This window comes from Pseudophaeobacter arcticus DSM 23566, from assembly GCF_000473205.1.
Classification (GTDB): Bacteria; Pseudomonadota; Alphaproteobacteria; order Rhodobacterales; family Rhodobacteraceae; genus Pseudophaeobacter; species Pseudophaeobacter arcticus.
The window spans coordinates 3,284,456-3,304,350 of record NZ_KI421507.1 but is presented as its reverse complement, the minus strand read 5'-3'; the positions used below and the strand labels follow the sequence as shown (position 1 = coordinate 3,304,350).

Here is a 19,895-nt window from a genome sequence, read left to right as displayed (position 1 = left end):
TTCCTGAAAACTTGCGAAAGCTAATTCGACCGAAATCTTCGCCAACTTTCCTGGTGACACCCCGCCAAATCTTCGCTAGCGTTGCCGACATGACCCAAACCTATGCTGCAATCTGGTTTTATTTTTGTCCGGGCCGACAGGCGGACGGAGGGGTCTTGGCGTGCAGATGACATAAGCCGCGCAACAAGCAGATACCACACCAACCGCCCTCAGCAGATGGCGGTTTTTTTGTATCCGCCGCCACGCAGACAGGGCCTCCCGCAAGGAACCTTAGGACGATGACACCCCATATTGAAAACCTCCGCATCACAGATATGCAGGAGCTGATCTCACCGGACGAACTGGCGGCCAAGCTGCCCAGCAATGATCTGGCCAGCAAGACGGTACTGAACAGCCGCGCTGATATTCAAAAGGTGCTGCGCGGCGCTGACGACCGCCTGATCGTGGTGGTCGGCCCCTGTTCTATCCACGACACCAAGGCCGCCCTTGAATATGCTGAGCGCCTGAAACCCCTGCGCGATGAACTGGCGGGTGAACTGGAAATTGTGATGCGGGTCTATTTCGAGAAACCCCGCACCATCAGCGGCTGGAAAGGGCTGGTGAATGACCCTGGTCTGGATGGCTCGTTCCGCATAAATGACGGGCTGGAAATGGCGCGCAGGCTCTTGCTGGATATCAATCAGATGGGCCTGCCGGTGGGCACCGAGTTCCTGGACACAGCGGTGCCGCAATACCTGTCGGATCTGATGGCCTGGGCCGCCATTGGTGCGCGCACCACCGAAAGCCAGATCCACCGCGAGATGGCCTCGGGGCTCAGCTGCCCTGTGGGGTTCAAAAACGGCACCCGTGGCAATGTGCAGATCGCCATTGATGCGGTGCGCTCCTCGGCTCATCCGCATCATTTCATGGCCCTGGCCAAAAATGGTCGTGCGGCAATTGCGGCCACCAGCGGCAACCCGGATTGCCACCTGATCCTGCGGGGCGGTGGGGGTACAAACTATGCTGCGGCCTCGGTCGATGCCGCCTGCCAGAAGGCCGAACAGGACGGTATTCGCGGCCATGTGATGATCGATGCCAGCCATGCCAACAGCGACAAGGATCCGGCCAAGCAACCCCTGGTGCTGCAGGACGTTGGCGATCAGCTGCGGGCCGGGGAGCAGCGCATTACCGGCGTGATGATAGAGAGCCACCTGGTTGCCGGGCGTCAGGATCTGGGTGCGGACCCGCTGACCTATGGGCAGTCGATCACCGATGGCTGCATTGGCTGGGAGGAAACCGTGGCGGAACTCCGCAAATTGGCCCATGCGGTCCAGGCGCGTCGGGCTGTGCCGTCTCAATTGGCGGGATGATCTTGCTGCAGCATGAGCTCCCCCGCTCATTTTTGGGTCGGGGGGCTCGCAACAGGGCGGTTTGGCAAAGCTTGCATTTGAGCGGCGGCAACAGCATATCCTAGGGGAACACATTTACGGGAGATCCCATGATCCGCACTGCTTTTTTCGCCCGCCTGATTTTGCCTCTGGCTCTTGCACTTGCGGCGGTGAACCCGGTTCAGGCTGAGACCCGCGTGCCACAGTCGCAGGCAGAGATCTCTTTGGGATTTGCGCCGCTGGTCAAACAGGCGGCCCCGGCAGTGGTGAATATCTACGCCAAGATCGTGCGCCAGGCGCAGCACCAGCGCTCCCCTTTTATGAATGATCCATTCTTTGAGGATTTCTTCCGCAATTTTTCCAACCCGCGCCCCAGAGTCGAAAGCTCGCTGGGCTCGGGGGTGATCCTGTCCGAGGACGGCATTGTGGTGTCCAACTACCATGTGGTGGCCATGGCGACCGAAATTCGGGTGGTGACCACGGATAAGCGCGAATATGTGGCGCGTGTGATCCTGGCCGATCAGGCTGCTGACCTGGCCATTTTGCAGCTCGAAGACGCTGAGGGCCTGCCGTTTTTGAACCTGCGCAACAGTGACGAGGTCGAGGTTGGCGAGCTGGCTCTGGCCATCGGCAACCCTTTTGGCGTTGGCCAGACAGTGAGCAGTGGCATTGTCTCTGGTCTGGCGCGCAGTGGCACCGCCTCGGGTGAGGGCTTTGGCTATTACATTCAGACCGATGCGCCGATCAATCCCGGCAATTCTGGTGGCGCGTTGATTGACGTGAATGGCGATCTTATCGGCATCAATACCCGTATCCTGAGCCGTTCTGGTGGCTCCAACGGTATCGGCTTTGCCATCCCGGCCAATCTGGTGCGCGAGTTTGTCAAACAGGCGCGGGCCGGTTCCGAAGGCTTTCAGCGGCCCTGGGCGGGGATGACGGGCCAACCGGTGGATGCCGATCTGGCAGGGTCGCTGGGCATGGAACTGCCCGAAGGCATGGTGATCTCTGAATTGCACCCGCAAAGCCCCTTTGCCAAGGCGGGGTTTGACGTTGGCGACGTGATCACCGAGGTCGACGGCGAGGTGGTGAACTCCCCCTCGGAAATGGTGTTTCGCATGTCGGTGGCGGGGCTGGATGGCACCTCGATGGTGACACGGCTGCGCGGTGAAACACGCGAAACCCTGGTGGTGGAGATGTTTGCCGCCCCCAATGATCCGCCCGCGCGGTCTGTGGTGATGAATGAAAACAGCATCCTTCCAGGGCTGACAGTTGGCCTGATTAACCCTGTTTCCATTGTTCGCCTGCAGCTGCCGCTTTCGGCCACTGGTGTCGCGGTGCTGGATCCAGGCCCCTTTGCGGCGCGCGCCGGGATCAACGCCGGCGATATCCTGCTGGCGATCAACGGCAAAGAGGTGACCGCCTCTGAGGATGTGCCCGCCCTGCTGGAGCAGGCCGGTCGTCGGCTTCGGTTTGATCTGAACCGGCGTGGTCAGCGGGTCAGCCTGCATATGCGGCGCTAACCGATGGCAGATCTGTTTGACAGTGGTGCAAAGCCCGAGGCTGAACCCGCAGCCGGCGTGAATAGACCGCTGGCGGATCGTTTGCGGCCCAAATCGCTGGCAGAGGTGATCGGCCAGGCGCAGGTCCTGGGCGAGGAGGCTCCGTTGGGGGTGATGCTGTCCTCAGGTTCGCTGTCATCGCTGATTTTCTGGGGGCCACCTGGGGTGGGGAAAACCACCATCGCGCGGCTGTTGGCACGGGAGACGGATCTGCATTTTGTCCAGATTTCGGCGATCTTCACCGGGGTTCCAGACCTGCGCAAGGTGTTTGAGGCCGCCAAGATCCGGCGCCAGAATGGCCAGGGCACGCTGTTGTTCGTCGACGAAATCCATCGTTTCAACAAGGCGCAGCAGGATGGGTTTTTGCCCTATATGGAAGATGGCACCATCTTGTTGGTTGGGGCCACCACCGAAAACCCTTCGTTTGAGCTGAACGCCGCTGTGCTGTCACGGGCGCAGGTATTGGTGCTGGAACGGCTGTCGCTGGTGGATCTGGAGCTTTTGACCCAGCGGGCCGAGCGGGAGTTGGGCAGGGCCCTGCCGCTGAGCGGCGAGGCGCGGGATGCGCTGCATGAAATGGCCGATGGCGATGGGCGCACGCTGCTCAATCTGATTGAACAGGTTGCGGCCTGGCGGGTGGACATCCCCCTGGGGCGCGAGGCGCTGGCAACCCGATTGATGCGGCGGGCCTCCAAATATGACAAATCCGGTGATGAACATTACAACCTGATCTCGGCGCTGCATAAATCCATCCGTGGGTCGGATCCGGATGCGGCGCTTTATTGGCTGGGGCGGATGCTGGAGGGCGGCGAGGATCCGCGGTTTCTGGCGCGGCGTCTGACCATGATGTCAACCGAGGATATCGGTCTGGCGGACCCACAGGCCAATACGGTCTGCCTGAATGCCTGGAACACCTATGAACGCCTTGGCAGCCCCGAAGGCGAGCTGGCCCTGGCCAATGCGGCGGTCTATCTGGCGCTGGCCCCGAAATCCAACGCGGTCTATGTCGGCATCAAGGCTGCTCGTCGGCTGGCCAAGGAAACCGGGTCGGCGCCGCCGCCCAAACATATCATGAATGCGCCGACCAAACTGATGGCGGAACAGGGCTATGGCGATGGCTACGCCTATGATCATGACGCTAAGGATGGGTTTTCCGGCCAGAACTACTTTCCCGATGGGGTGCGTCGGCCAGTGCTGTACCAGCCGGTGGAGCGTGGCTTTGAGCGCGAGTTGAAACGGCGATCAGAATATTTTGCCAAGCTCCGGTTGCAGCGCAACTCATAAGAGCGGCTTTCCTTGCTGGAAAACCGCAGCCTCCGGCGGAGGTATTTTGGGAAAGATGAAGCTGAAGGGGACATCTTTTAGGGGGGGCTTATTGACGTGAACTGCAATCAATCGCCGTAAATTTGAACCGTCGTGTTTTGCCCGCGTCCGTTTTGCCGTCTTTGACAAATTGGGCCAGAGTGGCGTTCAGCTTTCCCCTGGCAGGTCAATGCAGCGGTTATAGGTGTTGTTTGCATATCTCCCCTGTTTGGTTTTTTCTGGGGGCGTGTCTCGGTTGTTTGGACGTGAGGAAGGGGGCTGCTGCATAGCGGCTAAAACTTGACATCCTGTTCCTGTCACGCCACAGACCCTTGATGATTTCAACGGTATCTCTGGTCGCCCTTGGCGGCGCCTGCGGAGCAGTGCTGCGCTACCTGACGGGAATGGGCGTTTTGCGCCTGTTTGGCCATCATGAGTTTCCGCTCGCCATCATCACGGTGAATGTGATTGGCTCCTGTCTGATGGGGGCCTTTGTGGTGGCGGCGGCTCACAAGGGGCTGACACATCTCAGCCCCTTGGTGATGACCGGTTTTCTGGGTGGCTTTACCACCTTTTCGGCCTTCTCTCTGGAGACGGCCAACCTCATTGAACGTGGCGCTTTTGGGCAGGCTGCGATCTATGTTTTGCTTTCTATCGGCCTGTCGGTTGGTGGATTGTTCCTGGGCCTTTGGCTCGCAAGAGGAGTGTTCGCATGAGCGGCGTACAGATGATTACCGTAGCGGAGGCGGATGACGACCAGCGGATCGACCGCTGGCTGCGCCGGCTCTTTCCGCATGTGAACCAGGGCCGAATTGAGAAGATGTGCCGCAAGGGCGAGCTGCGTCTGGATGGCGGTCGGGTCAAGGCCAATACGCGGGTTGCAGCAGGGCAGGTGGTACGGGTGCCGCCCCTGGCTGAGTCGGATCTGAAACCGGCAGCCCCCCGCATCGCGCGGATTTCCGAGGCGGATGCCAAGATGATCCGGGGCTGTGTGATCTACAAGGATGACGATGTCATCGTGCTGAACAAACCTGCGGGTCTGGCGGTGCAGGGCGGCAGCGGCACCACCAAGCACGTCGATGGCCTGGCAGATGCCCTGCGCTTTGATGCGGAAGAAAAGCCCCGTCTGGTACATCGTCTCGACAAGGATACCTCTGGCGTTCTGGTGCTGGCGCGCAACCGGCTTGCGGCCAAATCCCTGACCGCGGCCTTCCGCCATCGCAACACCCGCAAGATCTACTGGGCGCTGGTTGCGGGCGTTCCGACGCCCTACCTGGGAGAGATCAAGGCGGGCCTGGTCAAAGCAGGCGGTCATGGGGCTGCCGGGGAAGGCGAAAAGATGATCGCTGTGCATCCCAATGAGATCGACAGAACGCCGGGTGCAAAACGGGCCCATACCTATTACGCGACCCTGTACCGGGTTGCGGGACGGGCCTCTTGGGTGGCGATGGAGCCGGTGACCGGGCGCACCCATCAGCTGCGGGCGCATATGGCGGAGATTGGTCACCCGATCATTGGCGATGGCAAATACGGCGGGTCGGGCCAGGAAAACCTGGGCGATGGCTGGGGGGCTCAGTTGGGCGGGGTGATCAGCAAAAAGCTGCATCTGCATGCCCGCCGCCTGGTGTTTGAACACCCGACAACCAAAAAAGACATCGTGATGACGGCAGAGCTGCCGGATCACATGAAGGAGAGCTGGGACACCTTTGGCTGGACCGAGGACCTGGCGGCGGACGATCCTTTTGAGGGGCTGATGTGAGCGCCAGACTGCGGCTGATCCTGTTCGATGTCGATGGCACCCTGGCGGATAGCCAGAATGCCATCGCCTCCGCCATGCGCTTTGCCTTTGAGGGCCAGGGGCTGGTGGTCCCGGCGCGGGCTGAGATCCTTTCCATCGTTGGGTTGTCGCTGCCTTTGGCGATGGACCAGCTGGCCCCAGATCAGACCGCAGCGGTGCGGGCGCAGTTGGTTGAAGGCTACAAGCAAGCCTATATGGACAAACGGTTGGCGCAGGGTCCAGGGCATTCGCCGTTGTTTCCAGGTGCCGCCGAAACCCTGGCCGGATTGCACGCGGTGCCCGAGTATCTTTTGGGGGTGGCGACGGGCAAATCGCAACGCGGCTTGGATGCTTTGATCGACGCGCATGGGCTAGACTGTTTTGTCACCCGGCAGGCTGCGGACAACCACCCCTCCAAGCCTCATCCGTCGATGGTTTTGACAGCGCTGGCTGAAACCGGTGTTGAGCCTGCCGATGCGGTGATGATCGGGGATACAAGTTTTGACATAGATATGGGGCGCGCCGCTGGCGTCCGCACCATCGCGGTTGACTGGGGCTATCACCCGGCTGCCGAACTGGACGCGGATCATGTCATCAGCAGTTTTGACCAGCTGGCGCCCTTGTTGCAACAGATCTGGAAGACGTAAGACATGAGTGATTGGAAGCAAAAGCGGTTCTGGAAAGAGGTCTCTGCGGTCGAGGTTGATGGCGGATTCGCGGTTCTTCTGGACGGTCGTGGGGTTAAGACGCCTGCCAAGGTTTCTCTGACCCTGCCCAGTCTTGAAATGGCCTCTGCGATTGCCGCAGAGTGGGATGCGCAGGTGGAGGGAGTTAAGCCCGAGACCATGCCCTATACCCGCTCTGCCAATGCGGCCATTGATAAGGTCTCGAATCAGCAGGCCGAAGTCGCAGACATGTTGGCGGATTACGGCGATTCGGACCTGCTTTGCTATCGTGCGGATAGCCCGCAGGAGCTGGTGATGCGTCAGGCAGAGCACTGGGACCCTGCCTTGGACTGGGCCAAAGAAACCCTGGGTGCCTGTCTGGAAACGCGCCAGGGGCTGCGACATGCGCGGCAGGATCCGGCGGCCTTGGCGGTGCTGCGTGACGCAGTTCACGACCTGAATAATTTCCAGCTCGCGGCCTTTCATGACCTGGTGTCGATGTCCGGGTCACTGGTCCTGGGCTTTGCGGCTGCCCGTAATTGGCGCACAGCGGATGATATTTGGCAGATTTCGCGCCTGGACGAGACCTGGCAGGAAGAGCAATGGGGCGTTGATGAAGAGGCGCAGGAGACCGCAGAGTTGAAGCGAACTGCCTTTTTGCACGCAAAAAGTTTCTACGATATTTGTTGAGAAGACAGCAAATTGCGAGACTGATCCCCATTGGGAAATTTTGTATCGAATAGCAAAGAGTTCGCTATTCGGTCATCGAAATTGATGATCCCACACTTGACGTTTGTTGATGAATGCGCCCAAACTCCCTGTACGGATTGGGGTTTCTCCCGGTTCACACCATTTCTGGCACCGCTGTGCCAGGCAAAAAAAACCACCGCAATAGGTGGAACATCAGGAAGAGGTAAATATGAAAAATACCGTAATTTTGGGCGCATTGACCATTGCCGGTCTGTCGGCTGGTGCAGCTGCTGCTGGCACCCTGGACGATGTGAAGGCCCGCGGCAAACTGAACTGCGGCGTCACCACTGGTCTGGTTGGCTTTGCGGCTCCAAATGCAAGCGGCGAATGGGAAGGCTTTGACGTTGCTTTGTGTCGTGCTGTTGCTGCGGCTGTGCTGGGCGATGGAAACGCTGTTGAATTCGTGCCAACAACCGGCAAGACCCGCTTTACTGCGCTGGCGTCTGGCGAAATCGACATGCTGGCCCGGAACACCACCTGGACCTTCTCGCGCGATGTTGACCTGAAGTTCGAATTCACTGGCGTGAACTACTACGACGGTCAGGGCTTCATGGTTCCCAAAGAGCTGGGTGTATCCTCGGCCAAAGAACTCGACGGCGCCACAGTCTGCATTCAGACCGGCACCACCACCGAGCTGAACTTGGCTGACTTCTTCCGCTCGAACAACATCTCTTACGAGCCGGTTCCAATCGAGACCAACGCCGAAGCGCAGCAGCAGTACCTGGCAGGTGCCTGTGACGTTTACACCACTGATGCATCCGGCCTGGCTGCAACCCGTGCGACGTTTGAATCCCCTGATGCGCACACCCTGCTGCCTGAAATCATCTCCAAAGAGCCTCTGGGCCCGCTGGTTCGTCACGGCGACCACGAGTGGGGCGATGTCGTGCGCTGGACTTTGAATGCGCTGATCGCGGCTGAAGAGCTGGGCGTTACCTCTGCGAACATCAACGAGATGGCTGCTGGCACCAACAACCCTGAAATCAACCGTCTCCTGGGCACCGAAGGTACCCTGGGTGAGATGCTTGGCCTGTCGGCTGACTGGGGCAAGAACGCGATCGCCGCTGGCGGTAACTACGGTGAAGTCTTTGCTGACAACATCGGTGAGACAACTCCCATCGGTCTGGCACGTGGCCTGAACGCACAGTGGACCAAAGGCGGCCTGCTGTACTCGCCTCCTTTCCGCTAAGACCCGCTTAGGAAAGGGCGCAGGATATCCTGCGCCCTTTTTCCTACCGCGTACTATCCAAACACACATCGCTTTAGATCTGACGCGAGCAGGGAACCAACTCTGCCGAACAGTAGATCTATAAGCCACGGGGATCACTAGGTCATGACAACTTTCACTGACCCACCGAAGGCGTCGTTTCGGCTATCAATGCTGATCTACGACACCCGATACCGGTCTATGACAATCCAGATCATCGCACTGATCGGATTTCTTCTTTTACTTGGCATGCTCGTTAGCAATACGGCCCAGAACCTTGCGACACTTGGTAAAGAACCAAGCTTCCGCTTTCTGGGAGAGCCTGCGAGCTATGACATCAACCAACGCTTGCTGGAGTATACGTCTCGCGACACCCATATGCGCGCCGCACTTGTCGGCCTGCTAAATACGCTGGTTGTTGCCGTTCTTGGCTGCCTCACCGCCACCGTTCTTGGGGTGATCATCGGTGTGCTGCGCCTGTCCAGCAACTGGGTCGTCGCCAAGCTGACAACCATCTACGTCGAGACCTTCCGGAATGTTCCGGTGCTCTTGTGGATCGTTTTCACCATGGCGGTGATGATCGAGACAATGCCGGCACCACGCGCCTTCAAGGGCGACAACCCCTCTGCAACGATGTCACTGGGCGATACCGTCGCGGTGACCAACCGTGGGGTCTATGTTCCGGAGCCGCTCTTTTCGCGCAGCCTTGGCGATATACATCTGCTGGGCAACAGCTCGCTACGATTTGATGTCAGCCTTGACCTGATCGTGATCTTGTTGGTTCTCGGTCTTAGTCTCTGGGGAGCGGCCAAGGTCAAGTCGCGCGCAGATCGGATTCAGGAACAGACTGGGGTGCGGCCAACGACCTGGCACATGCGTCTTGGACTGGTTGTGGTGCCTACGGTCGTTTTGTTGGTCGCGCTGGGGTTCCACCTTGGCTATCCGGAACTGAAGGGTTTCAACTTCAAAGGTGGCACCCATCTGCGCAACTCATTGATTGCACTATGGTTGGCTCTGTCTTTGTACACAGCGGCCTTTATCGCAGAAATCGTGCGTGCAGGTATTCTGGCGGTTAGCCATGGGCAGACCGAAGCCGCAGCTGCGCTTGGTATTCGCCCAAGCAAGGTCATGTCTTTGGTGGTCCTGCCGCAGGCGATGCGGGTGATTATCCCGCCGCTGATCTCAAACTATCTGAACCTGACCAAAAACTCATCTCTCGCGATTGCGGTAGGCTACATGGATCTGACGGGCACGCTGATGGGGATCACCCTCAATCAGACGGGGCGCGAACTGGAGACAGTGCTTATGACCATGATGATCTATCTCACAATCTCGCTGAGCATCTCGGGGATCATGAATTGGTACAACGAACGCGTCAAACTGGTGGAGCGGTAATATGAGCGATATTTCATTTGTCCGCACGGAGATGCTGCCAGAGCAGGCCCCACCGGCCTCCTCTGTGGGTGTCATCGGCTGGGCGCGGGTCAATCTGTTCTCGTCAACACTGAACTCGGCTCTCACCATTGCGGCCATTGCACTGATCTATTTTGTGCTGGCAACTTTTATTCCCTGGGCCTGGTCCCCGACCTGGAACGCCACCTCGCTGCACAACTGCCGCGAGATTCTGGCGGAGCTGGGACGTGAAGGAGATTTCTCTGGCGCCTGCTGGGGCGTGATCCAAGACCGTTGGGTGCAGCTTTTTATGGGGTTTTACCCTCCTGAACACTACTGGCGCCCAATTGCTGCCTTTATCCTGCTGGGGGTTGCCCTGTTGCCGATCCTCTATTCGGACAAGGTGCCTGCAAAGATGATGTGGTTTACCGGGTTGTATCCATTCCTGATGCCACTGTTGCTGTGGGGCGGGTCGATCTGGACGCCCATCATGGTACTGGCTGGGTTTGTACTGGCCTATGTCGTCTATAAATCGCTGACAGAGCGCGTGAGCGAACTGATTGGTCTGATCGCAGCGGTCGTGGCTGCGGTTGTCTGGTGGCTGTTTGTTACCTCGGCTTTGGCGGATGCTCTGACGGGGATCCTCCCCATCGGGCTGGAACCTGTGGACAGCCGCAAGTTTGGCGGCATGATGCTGTCGCTGACCATCGGCGTGGTCTCGATTGGCTTTTCCTTGCCAATCGGCATCGTTCTGGCGCTTGGGCGTCAGTCGGATCTGTTGATTGTCAAAGCGCTTTGTGTGGGCTTTATCGAGTTCATCCGGGGGGTGCCGCTGATCACATTGCTGTTTGTGGCTTCAACCCTGCTGAACATCTTTATGCCACCCGGAACCAACTTTGACATCATCATGCGAGTCATCATCATGGCGACCCTCTTTGCCTCTGCCTATATGGCCGAAGTGATCCGGGGTGGTTTGGCGGCGCTGCCAAAAGGTCAGTACGAAGGGGCCGATTCGCTTGGCCTCAACTACTGGCAGGCACAGCGTCTGATCATCATGCCACAGGCATTGAAGATCTCCATTCCGGGCATCGTCTCGACCTTCATCGGACTGTTCAAAGACACCACGCTGGTGTCGGTGATTGGTCTGCTGGACCCGTTGGGCCTGTCCAATGCCATCCGCGCAGATTCCGATTGGAATGGCGTTGTCTGGGAACTCTACGGCTTTATTGCCCTGATGTTCTTTGTCTTCTGCTTCTCCATGTCTCGCTATTCCATGTATCTGGAGCGTAAGCTTCAGACTGGCCACCGTTAAGGAGTTCAACATATGTCTGAACTGGCAACGAACCGTCAAATCGACCGCTCCAAGATGCAAGTCTCGGATAAGGTTGCGATCGAAATCAACAATATGAACAAGTGGTACGGGTCTTTCCACGTGCTGCGCGACATCAATCTCACTGTCAATCAGGGAGAGCGGATCGTGATCGCCGGGCCTTCGGGCTCGGGGAAATCAACCCTGATCCGCTGCCTGAACGCGCTGGAAGAGCACCAGCAGGGCAAGATCGTTGTCGATGGAACCGAGCTCAGCAATGATCTCAAGAATATCGACAAGATCCGTTCCGAAGTGGGCATGGTGTTTCAGCACTTTAACCTGTTCCCGCATCTCACCATTCTGGAAAACTGTACGCTGGCGCCGATCTGGGTGCGTAAAACACCCAAGAAAGAAGCCGAAGAGCGGGCGATGCATTTCCTGGAAAAGGTCAAAATTCCTGAACAGGCTGACAAGTATCCCGGCCAACTTTCGGGTGGTCAGCAGCAGCGTGTGGCAATTGCCCGCTCGCTTTGCATGATGCCGCGGATCATGTTGTTTGATGAACCAACCTCGGCGCTGGATCCAGAGATGATCAAAGAGGTGCTCGACACCATGATCGAACTGGCGGAAGAGGGCATGACGATGCTTTGTGTGACCCATGAGATGGGCTTTGCCCGTCAGGTGGCAAACCGTGTGATCTTTATGGATGCGGGTCAGATTGTGGAGCAGAACGAACCCGAAGAGTTCTTCAACAATCCCCAAAGCGAACGGACAAAACTGTTCCTGAGCCAGATCCTGGGGCACTAAGATCTCTGCCATTCTAATGTTAGGCCCCTCGGGAAACCGAGGGGCCTTTTTTGCTATTGGAGCGAGCTACTGTTCGCCGTGGTGCATCCGGATTTCAGGATGACCAAAGAAGCTGTTCATGCGCTCCTCGCCTGCGGTGAAGCCGTATCTATTGTAGAAACGTCGACCGATGGCGTTCTCGACAAAGACATCGAGTTCAAGATGTCCTTTGAGCGCAACGGCTTGATCCATCAGCGCGTGTCCGATTCCGCGCCCGTGAAACGCAGGGCGTAGAAACAGGCCGCCAACCTCATTTTGGATCAATGAGATAAATCCAACGGGTGTTCCCGCGATCTCGGCCATATAGGTTTCTGCCAGATCCAGAAAATGGTCGCGGATCATGGCTTCGGCCTGATCCGTGGCTTCGGCGGTCAGAAACGGATGGGCATATGCACTTGCTTCGCGCCATATGGAGAGGACGGCGAGTTTGTCCGCCGGGGAAAAAGGTCTGATGAGTGTCATGGAATGTCCTTGAGCAGTGCTGCGCCATGCGCAGACGAATAGTGATAAGGATTAGGCACAGCCAAACCAGGCTACTGCAAAAGCGGTGGCGCGTTGCGGGTTTGATCTGTGCAGCGGTTCCGTAGAACCATCCCTAGCAGGACATAAAATCTCCATAGTAGACAGTTTTTGCTACAATACCGGAGGCTTCCGGTCAAGAAAGCAGCATGTCCTCAGCCCCCAGCAGCTCGCGGGGGACGATGAATTCGACAACCTTGCCGCTGCTCCAGGCCAGATCATCCCAAGTGTTGATGTCGAACTTGACGATCAGGGTTGCGCCGGTTGGATAGTCGTCAAAGCGGGTATGATCGGGGCGATGGTTCACGATAGCATGGGCAAAGGCGGCAATCCCCGGATTATGGCCCAGGATCATCGTTCGCGGATGCGGTGCTTCTTTCAGCACTTGGAAAATGATGTCAGAGCTTGCGTGATAGAGCCGCTCGGTAAAGACTGCAGGCGCCTCAATGCCGGTCAGCTCATATGTCTCCCGTGTACGCTGAGAGGAGGACGAAATAACCTGCATTGGCAGCTCATTTATCTCTCGCAGCCAATTTCCAAGCGCCTTGGCCGAGGCCCGGCCTCGCTTGTTCAGTGGGCGGGAATGGTCGCTGGGGGCGTTGGTGTCCCAGGCGGATTTTGCGTGACGGGTCAGAATTAGGGTGCAGGTCATGATGGGTGAAAATACCTCATGTGATGTGCGGTTTGTTCAATGCGTCGTCCTGCCCCCTGGCTGAGGGGGCATGCGCACCGGGCGAGGCACCCCTGCGTCATGCAGGCTGCTCCGGCCGGGGTGTCTAGGTGATGGTGACAGGCGGCCAGCTCATAGGGACCACCTTTAACCAAAGCAGCTGCCGGACATGTGTTCAAACATGGCTGGGTTGTGCATGTCGCGCAGGGGGAGTGTGCCAAAGGTGGAGGGGGTATGTCAAAGTTTTGATCGAAGTGGAGCGCTCCCCGATAGGAAATCAACATGCCAACCTCATCATGCACCATCATTTGTGACGGTGATGTGAAGGCCCGCCCCGAGGCCAGAGCCCAGTCCACAAAGGGCACATAGGGTGGCCCCCCAAAGGGAAAATAGGCCGTGGCCCCCAGGGTTGCAGCCAGGGCGCCAACAACGCGTGCTGACCAGTGATCAACTGGGTCGGGACCTGCTTCCAGATACTCGGGTGACCGGGTGAATGTCGGCCAGAATTCCGCGCCGCAGCCCAACAGAATCAGCGTGCCATGCGACAGTGCTTTGACCGGGCGCTTTTCGGGATGGAGCGCGCCATAGATCTGTAGGCCCGCAGCATGCGCCGCCTGGGAGATGTTGGCGTAGTCTGGCTGTGGATCGGTCTTGGCGTGCTTAGCTGTGGTTGCTGGTGTCATCATCCCCTCCCCAGTCGTCTGCGGGGAGGATATCAGACTGCTGGGCAAGAAACGCGTAAAAACGGTGATGCCCGTCTGGATGCGCCGCTATGGGCCGGTTGTGTCAGCCCCTGAGGCCGCGTCAGCTATGCGCGGATCATCGAACCTGCGCCGTGGTCGGTAAACAGCTCCAGCAGGACGGCGTTCTTGACCCGGCCATCGACAATGGTACAGGCGCGCACACCGGAACGAACGGCCGCCAGAGCGGTTTCCGTCTTGGGGATCATGCCCCCTGCAATGACGCCTTCGGCAGTTAGACGTTCCACATCAGCAGCTTTCAATTCGGTCACAACCTCGCCGCTGGCATCCTTGACGCCGGACACATCAGTGAGCAGCAGCAGCCGGTCGGCATTGAGCGCAGTGGAGATGGCGCCAGCCGCAGTATCGCCATTGATATTGAAGGTCTCACCCGTGCGACCAGCCCCGATGGGGGCAATCACTGGGATGATGTCCTTTTCAAACAGGTCGTACAGCACCTGTGGGTCCATCTGTGTTGGGGCGCCAACAAAGCCCAGCTTGGCATCGGCCTGATCGCAGGTGATCAGATTGGCGTCCTTGCCCGACAGGCCAACTGCGCGGCCTCCCTGGGCATTGATCGCTTGCACAATGCGTTTGTTTACCACCCCAGAGAGCACCATCTCCACCACTTCCATGGTGGCCTGATCGGTGACCCGCTTGCCATCGACAAACTCTGACTTGATCTGCAGCTTGTCCAGCATGGCGTTGATCATCGGCCCACCGCCATGCACAATCACCGGATTGACCCCGACCTGTCGCATCAACACGATGTCGCGGGCAAAGGTCTCCATGGCTTCATCGCTGCCCATGGCATGGCCACCCAGCTTGATGACAACAATCGCCCCGTCATAGCGCTGCAGATAGGGCAGGGCGCTTGACAGAGTTTCGGCAGTAGCAATCCAGTCGCGGTTCATATCTTGTTTCTTCATGGCTCAGGGTCCTCTTGGCGTCTGGTGTTACTTGCTTCTGGCACTGCTGCCAAGTGCGACATAGAGATTGCGGCTCTGGCCTGGGCTGATAGGGTCACCTTGCAGCCTCAAAAGACGGAATTCACACCATGCGCCAAAAGACTTTGCTTCTGACTGGTGCCAGTCGCGGCATTGGCCACGCCACAGTGCGCCGGTTCAACGCCGAAGGTTGGCGGGTGATCACCTGTTCGCGCCAACCCTTCCCCCAGGAATGCCCCTGGGGCGGCGGTGCCGAGAATCACGTACAGCTGGATCTGTCGGACCCCTCTGACACCATCAACGCGGTTGGTATCATTCAGGAACGGCTTGGCGGTCAGCTCGACGCGCTGGTCAACAATGCCGGTATTTCTCCCAAAGGCCCCGAGGGTGAGCGGTTGAACACCCTGGACACCGACCTGATGACCTGGGGCAAGGTCTTTCACGTCAACTTCTTTTCCACTGTGGTACTGGCGCGCGGGCTGAAGGACGAACTGGCCGCCGCCAAGGGTTCGGTGGTGAATGTGACCTCGATTGCCGGCAGCCGGGTGCATCCCTTTGCCGGGGCCGCCTATGCCACGTCCAAGGCGGCACTGGCAGCGCTGACCCGCGAGATGGCCCATGATTTTGGGCCTCTTGGGGTGCGGGTAAACGCGATTGCCCCGGGGGAGGTGGAAACCGCGATCCTGTCCCCCGGCACCGACAAGATTGTCGAAAAGCTCCCCATGCAGCGCCTGGGCCAGCCAGAAGAGGTTGCAGCAGCGATCTATTTCCTGTGCTCGCAGGAGAGCTCATATATTTCGGGCGCGGAGATCGAAGTAAACGGCGCCCAGCACGTCTAAGGCCAGAAAGGGGCGCAAAAATGCCCCCACAGAGGAGTCTAAGCTCTGCGGGGGCGAGTGGTCGGTTGGGCCGCAAGGGACGCATCGGGCCAAACCGGCCTTTGGCTCCAGCCCCTGGTGAAGGGATGAGTGCGGAGCCAATTCAATGAGCGTAAGCTGCCTGGTTGGCGGGGGGCTAGTGAACCATCGAGGTGCAGCACCAGCGCGCCACACAGAGACTACGCGATGAGCGCGCTTGGTCCGGATCATGCGAATAGCTGGTCACCATGGGGGCTCTCCATATCAAAACAGCGCCATGGCCTGGGGGTTCCAGGGCTGGCTGCACCAAAAGGCAAAGGCTTTGAGTGTTCAGGAGAGGGCAGGTGGTCCGCGGGCATCATAGCGCCAGTGGAGTCCGGCAGGATGATGGGTAAATTCTTCATGCGCCCAGCGGGCGAGGGAAGGCATGGTCGACCCTAACAGGACAGGGCTGTGTTGGGGCAGGTCGGCAGGGTTGGACAGACCCGCGAAGGGGCAGTTGGACTTGTCCATTTGGCGGTCATGGTTATCCTGCTGAGCATCGCCGTCGTCCAGATCGACCCAGCGTTCCACAAGCCCATCGTCACTACAGATCACCAACAATACCCTGCCGTCGCTGGCATGTGCTGGCATCCACCCCGCCGGGAGCAACCCGGCAGCGGCAATGGCCAGCAACATGACATATGACAGCAGGCGGTGGGTCACCTATTCAAGGCCGCAGATGATCGAGCGCAGGGTGGCAATGCCATCGCCTTTTTCCGAGGAGGTCAGCACGATCTCAGGATAGGCCGCGGGGTGGCGGGCCAGCGTGGTGCGGACCTGTTCAATCACCCGCTCACGATCCTTGAGCTTGACCTTGTCGGCCTTGGTCATGACGCACTGAAACGTCACAGCTGAGCTGTCCAGCAGGCTCATGATCTCTTCGTCCACATCCTTGACGCCGTGACGGCTGTCGATCAGCACAAAGGCGCGGCGCAGGGTCTGACGGCCACTGAGGTAGCGCTTGAGCAGCTTTTGCCACTTTTCTACCACGGCCAGCGGCGCATTGGCATAGCCATAGCCCGGGAGATCCACCAGGTAGAGCTCGGGGCCCTGGGTGAAAAAGTTGATCTCTTGCGTGCGGCCCGGCGTATTGGAGGCCCGGGCCAGGCCCTTGGTTCCGGTGAGGGCGTTGATCAGGCTGGATTTGCCAACATTTGACCGACCGGCAAAGCAGACCTCCATGCGGTCCGCCTCGGGCAGGCCCGACATGGCAACGACGCCTTTGACAAACAGGGATTCGCCCGCGAACAGCTTGCGGCCCTTTTCTGCGGTGATCTGGTCAGGCTCTTCAGCGAGGGCGAATGGGATCTGCATCAGACAAGCTCCAGGGTATCGGTGAGAGCAATATTACCATCGCACAGCACCTTGGCACGAATGCCGAAATCAGTGTGGCCCCAGTGGTCGCGCAGGGCCTTTAACGTGTTGGCGTCGCGGCTGCCCGTGTCCGGGTTGGTTTCGGTTGCGCGACAGCGGGTGATGCGGTCGATGACTTCCAGACGCACCTCACCGATCTGCAACTGGCGCCCAACCCAGTCAAATTCCTCAAAGGGGGCAGCGCCGTCGATCCACAGATTGCCACGGAACCGGCGCGGGTCCAACTCCTGTCCCAGGGTTTCCCCCAGCGCCCGCAGCGAGGCCAGTGACAGGATCGAGAGCGCCGAAAAACTGGCATCAGCCATGCCGCCCGCCGGGGCTGCAATCAAGCTGTGGGGCTGTGGTCGCTCGGCCGGGTAGATCGGCCGCAGCCAATCCACCAGTTTTGCGCCATCCGTTGCTGGGGCCAGGGTGATCTCACCCTGTTTCGGGTGGCGCAGGGTGATCTGGTCGCCCTGTGTTTGGGCGGTGACTGCCATCAGTTCAGGCCCGAAACAGCCACGGGCAAAGTTGCGGCAGTGCTGCCATTCGCCGGTATCCTCGGCTGTGCCGGTCAGCACGGCCCAGGCCCGGTCCAACGGCATAGGTCCGCCTGTCTCCAGACGGACCTGTGTCACTGGTTCGGCCCCGATGCCTTTGATCGGGTGCCGCCACATTTGTTTGACAGTTGCTGTCATTCTTTCCCAGCCTTTGGCTTGCGCTTGACGCTGGCTTTGATGTTGCCAAAGACGTCAGGCTTAAAGCCGTGGCTGCGCATGATCAGATACTGCTGGGTAAAGGTGATGGTGTTGTTGGCGATCCAGTAAACAACCAGACCAGAGGCAAAACCACCCAGCATGAACATGAAGACCCAAGGCATCCAGGCAAAGATCATTTGCTGGGTAGGATCGGTTGGAGCCGGGTTCAGCTTTTGCTGCAGCCACATCGAAATACCCAGAAGGATCGGCAAGATACCAATAAACACGGTGGCAAAAATTGTACCTGCTTCGGGACCACTCATGGGCAGCAGCCCAAAGAAGTTCATGATCGAGGTCGGATCGGGCGAGCTCAGATCCTGGAAGGGACCAAAGAAGGCAGCGTGACGCAGCTCCAGGGTTACAAAGATCACCTTGTAGAGCGAGAAAAAGATGGGGATCTGGATCAAAATCGGCAGACAGCCGGCAGCGGGGTTCACTTTTTCCCGCTTATATAGCTCCATGATTTCTTTTTGCTGCTTTTGGCGATCATCGCCCGCGCGCTCTTTCAGCTTTTCCATCTCCGGCTGCAGCTCTTTCATCTTCGCCATCGAGGCATAGGATTTATAAGCCAGCGGGAAGACGAGGATCTTGATCAGTACGGTCAGCGCGATGATCGCCCAGCCCATGTTGCCAATCAGCCCGTGCAGGAAGTGAAGCACGGCAAACATCGGTTTGGTGAGGAAGAAGAACCAGCCCCAGTCGATACTGTCGAGGAAGCCGGCAATACCGCCCTTTTCATAGGCGCGGATGGTTGCCCATTCCTTGGCGCCGGAAAACAGCTGGGTGGTGACCTCAGCGGTTTCGCCAGCAGCCAAAGTCATGGTCGGCAGCACCACGTCAGTTTGGTAGATATCACGACGTTCGTCATATTTTGCCGCAGAGCGGAACGCCTGGCCCGGTGCTGGGATCAGCGTCGACATCCAATAGTGATCGGTGAAGCCGATCCAGCCGTTGCCCTCTACCTGTTTGATTTCGGAGCGCGATCCGTCACGGGGATCCATTTCAAAATCAGCAACAGCGGAATAGTCCAGCTCGGTCAGCTCGCCGTCGGCCATGCCAACAACGCCTTCGTGCAGGATGAAGAAGTTCTTCAGCTCCGCAGGCTCACCATGGCGCGCCAGGGTGCCATAGGGGGCGAGCGAGACGGTGTCACCAGAGCCGTTGGTGACTGTCTGGGTGACCGAGAACATATAGTTCTCGTCCACGGCGATGGTGCGGTTGAAGGTGAGGCCCTTGCCATTGTCCCAAGTCAGGGTCACCGGGCTGTCAGGTGTCAGCTCAGCACCTGCAGGGGCGGTCCACAGGGTGTTGGCCCCAGGTACGTCCGCAGCAGCCAGACCGCTGCCTGGTGCCCAGCCGTAGAGGGCGTAATAGGCGCCCTGCTCTCCAACCGGAGAGAGGAACTGGACAATTTCCGGTGCATCAATGGTAACGCGGTAGTCTTTCAGTGCCAGGTCATCAATGCGACCGCCCTGCAGCGAGATGCTGCCAGTGAGGCGATTGGATTCGATGCTAACGCGGGGCGCGTCAGAGGCGCTGGCCTCTTCTGTAGGCTGGCTGGTTGCAGCATCGGCTGCAACAACAGCACTGGGAGTGCTGACAGCACCATCCGTAGGTGCCGTTTCAGTCGCCAAGGCTTCGGGAGCCGGCGGGACCTCTTGGGGTGGAAAAAAGTACATCCACCCAAGAAGCACGAGGCTGCTGAGTGCGATTGCGAGAATAAGATTCTTGTTCTGGTCGTCCATTTGGGACTGCCACCTCGTGTAGGGAATGACAGGGTGTGGTTCAACAGAGAAGACCCCCAAAGGTCAAGCGGAATCGCGGGAATCCGGGGCGGC

20 protein-coding genes are annotated in these 19,895 nt (G+C 58.6%); 12 read left to right on the top strand and 8 right to left on the bottom strand.

The annotated features are described in order from the left end of the window. Positions 1-278: 278 nt before the first annotated feature. The 11 genes from ARCT_RS0120380 (at position 279) to ARCT_RS0120330 (ending at position 12,132) form a co-directional block, all read left to right on the top strand. On the top strand, positions 279-1,349 hold the full coding sequence (locus tag ARCT_RS0120380; RefSeq protein WP_027241731.1) for a 3-deoxy-7-phosphoheptulonate synthase: 1,071 nt from the start codon (positions 279-281) through the stop codon (positions 1,347-1,349). A 128-nt stretch (positions 1,350-1,477) separates the two neighbouring features. After that, positions 1,478-2,887, top strand: a complete 1,410-nt coding sequence (locus ARCT_RS0120375; protein ID WP_027241730.1) for a trypsin-like peptidase domain-containing protein — start codon at positions 1,478-1,480, stop codon at positions 2,885-2,887. 3 nt (positions 2,888-2,890) lie between these two features. Then, the gene (locus tag ARCT_RS0120370; RefSeq protein ID WP_027241729.1) at positions 2,891-4,210 is read left to right on the top strand and encodes a replication-associated recombination protein A; all 1,320 of its coding nucleotides are present in this window, start codon (positions 2,891-2,893) and stop codon (positions 4,208-4,210) included. Between the two features lie 353 nt (positions 4,211-4,563). Next, a complete protein-coding gene (gene crcB, locus ARCT_RS0120365; RefSeq protein WP_027241728.1) occupies positions 4,564-4,944 on the top strand; it encodes a fluoride efflux transporter CrcB in 381 nt (126 codons plus the stop codon). Then, positions 4,941-5,987 (top strand): RluA family pseudouridine synthase, encoded by a 1,047-nt coding sequence (locus tag ARCT_RS0120360; protein ID WP_027241727.1) that lies wholly within the window; start codon positions 4,941-4,943, stop codon positions 5,985-5,987. Before crcB ends, ARCT_RS0120360 begins: the two co-directional genes overlap by 4 nt. Then, complete coding sequence (locus ARCT_RS0120355; RefSeq protein WP_027241726.1) at positions 5,984-6,652, top strand: HAD-IA family hydrolase; 669 nt, start codon at positions 5,984-5,986, stop codon at positions 6,650-6,652. The genes ARCT_RS0120360 and ARCT_RS0120355 overlap by 4 nt, the downstream gene beginning before the upstream one ends. A gap of 3 nt (positions 6,653-6,655) precedes the next feature. Beyond that, positions 6,656-7,360 carry an ATP12 family chaperone protein gene (locus ARCT_RS0120350; protein WP_027241725.1) on the top strand — a complete coding sequence of 235 codons (705 nt, stop codon included), beginning with the start codon at positions 6,656-6,658 and terminating at the stop codon, positions 7,358-7,360. Between the two features lie 229 nt (positions 7,361-7,589). Then, entirely contained in the window at positions 7,590-8,606 is a 1,017-nt protein-coding gene (locus ARCT_RS0120345; protein WP_027241724.1) for an amino acid ABC transporter substrate-binding protein, read from the top strand. Between the two features lie 144 nt (positions 8,607-8,750). Continuing rightward, on the top strand, positions 8,751-10,019 hold the full coding sequence (locus ARCT_RS0120340) for an amino acid ABC transporter permease (RefSeq protein WP_027241723.1): 1,269 nt from the start codon (positions 8,751-8,753) through the stop codon (positions 10,017-10,019). A gap of 1 nt (position 10,020) precedes the next feature. Next, a complete protein-coding gene (locus ARCT_RS0120335) occupies positions 10,021-11,328 on the top strand; it encodes an amino acid ABC transporter permease (RefSeq protein WP_027241722.1) in 1,308 nt (435 codons plus the stop codon). 12 nt (positions 11,329-11,340) lie between these two features. Continuing rightward, positions 11,341-12,132 carry an amino acid ABC transporter ATP-binding protein gene (locus tag ARCT_RS0120330; protein WP_027241721.1) on the top strand — a complete coding sequence of 264 codons (792 nt, stop codon included), beginning with the start codon at positions 11,341-11,343 and terminating at the stop codon, positions 12,130-12,132. 66 nt (positions 12,133-12,198) lie between these two features. Here ARCT_RS0120330 and ARCT_RS26630 read toward each other — a convergent pair whose 3' ends face one another. The 4 genes from ARCT_RS26630 to argB all read right to left on the bottom strand — a co-directional run bounded on the left by ARCT_RS26630 (position 12,199) and on the right by argB (position 15,029). Then, complete coding sequence (locus ARCT_RS26630) at positions 12,199-12,633, bottom strand: GNAT family N-acetyltransferase (protein WP_036785221.1); 435 nt, start codon at positions 12,631-12,633, stop codon at positions 12,199-12,201. A gap of 193 nt (positions 12,634-12,826) precedes the next feature. Beyond that, positions 12,827-13,342, bottom strand: a complete 516-nt coding sequence (locus ARCT_RS0120320) for a SixA phosphatase family protein (RefSeq protein WP_027241720.1) — start codon at positions 13,340-13,342, stop codon at positions 12,827-12,829. Continuing rightward, positions 13,339-14,043, bottom strand: coding sequence for a hypothetical protein (locus tag ARCT_RS28700; protein ID WP_036786117.1), 705 nt, complete (start codon positions 14,041-14,043; stop codon positions 13,339-13,341). The genes ARCT_RS0120320 and ARCT_RS28700 overlap by 4 nt, the downstream gene beginning before the upstream one ends. Positions 14,044-14,168: 125 nt before the next feature. Continuing rightward, entirely contained in the window at positions 14,169-15,029 is an 861-nt protein-coding gene (gene argB, locus ARCT_RS0120310) for an acetylglutamate kinase (RefSeq protein ID WP_027241718.1), read from the bottom strand. Positions 15,030-15,157: 128 nt separating this feature from the next. Between argB and ARCT_RS0120305 the strand changes: the two genes are divergently transcribed. Next, on the top strand, positions 15,158-15,886 hold the full coding sequence (locus ARCT_RS0120305; protein WP_027241717.1) for an SDR family NAD(P)-dependent oxidoreductase: 729 nt from the start codon (positions 15,158-15,160) through the stop codon (positions 15,884-15,886). A 348-nt stretch (positions 15,887-16,234) separates the two neighbouring features. Here ARCT_RS0120305 and ARCT_RS0120300 read toward each other — a convergent pair whose 3' ends face one another. Genes ARCT_RS0120300 through yidC form a run of 4 tightly spaced genes read right to left on the bottom strand, consistent with a single transcriptional unit; the run spans position 16,235 to position 19,802 of the window. After that, positions 16,235-16,582, bottom strand: coding sequence for a DUF2946 family protein (locus ARCT_RS0120300; RefSeq protein ID WP_240476351.1), 348 nt, complete (start codon positions 16,580-16,582; stop codon positions 16,235-16,237). Between the two features lie 27 nt (positions 16,583-16,609). After that, entirely contained in the window at positions 16,610-17,260 is a 651-nt protein-coding gene (yihA, locus tag ARCT_RS0120295) for a ribosome biogenesis GTP-binding protein YihA/YsxC (RefSeq protein ID WP_027241715.1), read from the bottom strand. Next, a complete protein-coding gene (locus ARCT_RS0120290) occupies positions 17,260-17,997 on the bottom strand; it encodes an MOSC domain-containing protein (RefSeq protein WP_027241714.1) in 738 nt (245 codons plus the stop codon). The genes yihA and ARCT_RS0120290 overlap by 1 nt, the downstream gene beginning before the upstream one ends. Next, positions 17,994-19,802 (bottom strand): membrane protein insertase YidC, encoded by a 1,809-nt coding sequence (gene yidC / locus ARCT_RS0120285; RefSeq protein WP_027241713.1) that lies wholly within the window; start codon positions 19,800-19,802, stop codon positions 17,994-17,996. The genes ARCT_RS0120290 and yidC overlap by 4 nt, the downstream gene beginning before the upstream one ends. Between the last annotated feature and the right edge of the window lie 93 nt (positions 19,803-19,895).